Origin of the sequence: Natronocalculus amylovorans, assembly GCF_023638035.1 — an archaeon.
Taxonomy (GTDB): Archaea; Halobacteriota; Halobacteria; order Halobacteriales; family Haloferacaceae; genus Natronocalculus; species Natronocalculus amylovorans.
In genome coordinates this window covers 1-1,503 of sequence record NZ_JAKRVX010000019.1, presented here as the reverse complement: position 1 = coordinate 1,503, position 1,503 = coordinate 1, and the positions used below count along the sequence as shown (strand labels likewise).

1 protein-coding gene is annotated in these 1,503 nt (G+C 47.6%); it reads right to left on the bottom strand.

Annotated elements, in window-relative coordinates; translation table 11 throughout:
• Positions 1 to 563: 563 nt before the first annotated feature.
• On the bottom strand, positions 564 to 1,352 hold the full coding sequence (locus AArcSt2_RS16655) for a hypothetical protein (RefSeq protein WP_250586358.1): 789 nt from the start codon (positions 1,350 to 1,352) through the stop codon (positions 564 to 566).
• Positions 1,353 to 1,503 lie beyond the last annotated feature (151 nt).

The following is a 1,503-nucleotide window of genomic DNA, read 5'->3' as shown; positions in this document are numbered from 1 at the left end:
CGCTGTGATCGAACACCATAAACCGTGTGCCTGTCGTACCTTGGTCGATTGCGCCAACGTATGTGTCTTCTGTCATATTGTATCACTCTTCTGTTAACGCGGGTCTACTCCAGCCAACTGACTTCTTTATTGGTAGTCCCGCTTCAGGAGTAAATTCTATAGACAAACATGATAAATGTTTCTGCATATAACATAATTAACCGGTTGTTATCCATGCTTACAAGCCAAATAGTATAGATATAAATAATATATTTTAATACTATAATTCTTGTGAGTAATTATTTACGGACACTATCTAATGATTGGTAAACAATTACAATATTAACGCAGGTTCTTTGCTAATGGTTGTTGCGTGGATTCCGTATCTAGTGATTTCATGTAAAAATCACAGAATTAATCAGGATACGTTAGACAGTGTCAACCAAGACACTCATCGGAATTAAATCGGACGCCCCGAGGTCACTCGGAAACACTCTGCATCTTGAACCACTTGACCCGAGTTGACATCCTCCCCGCGCTGAAGCGTGAGGCTTTCGCCTCGGATTCTGCATAAACGAGGTATTTCACGGATTATCTCTCACAATTCCTTGGCTACTGTTCATACTGCGTTGATCAAAAAAATCGGCCAATGCAGACGCAAGCGTTGGAGACACCGAAACAAGATGGTCTTCTGCGGCCATCAATCGGTTTGAAATCCGATCGCCGCTATCGGTCCCAGAGAGCGATCCGACCAGCGCGGTTCGATGAGGCTGAGGCTGTTTGTTCGCAGCAGCTTGTGACACAGCGGCGTTTGGCTCGGGCTGCAACGATGCAAGTGCAATTCCAAGGTGACTTCCTGCCTGTTGTAACTGTGTGTACTTGTCGGTACTGGGGTCAATCCCTGCAAGAACACCTGCAAGTGCCAGCGCAAGCGAACCAGTCTCTGCTGCAACAACTGTTTCATGTAGCGTCTCAGCGCTGTGTCGTATGCCAATCTGTTGGGCAGCCGAAACAAGCGTCGAAACACCGGTCATGAGTGTTGTAGGGTGATCTTCATGCCGTGTGAACTGTTCAAAACAGATCGAAAGGAACTGATCACCTGCGAGAAGGAGTGCTGAAGCATCAGCAGGGTGCTGACTGGTGGGTTGTGACAGGAGTGAGACTCTAGTGAGACCGAATGCTCTGAAGAACTCGACACTCACTGCAGGGTCAATCACTGGTTGTTCGACACCCAGTGCACCTGCGGTCAGTGAGCACAACTCACCAAACAACGGTGCCGGTGGCGTTGCCCACGTTGCAACTCGTCGTGTCTCCGGTTGCAACTGTTGGATACGCGCTTGCAGTTTCGTGCTGATTGGCTCTTCAGAAACCATCCCTTGTGTGTACACCAGCCTACCTTACTGAATACAACGTCAATATTTAAAAGTGCGTAGATTTAGCGACCGAATTAGGTACCAAATACAGTACAGCTACCTGAATCAAGGAGAGAGTCCCAGCCTTTAGGCTGGGCGTGAATCCGACACT

Coding starts and splice junctions, on each gene's coding strand:
- AArcSt2_RS16655 (WP_250586358.1), bottom strand. CDS start 1,352: ATGGTTTCTGAAGAGCCAATCAGCACGAAACTGCAAGCGCGTATCCAA.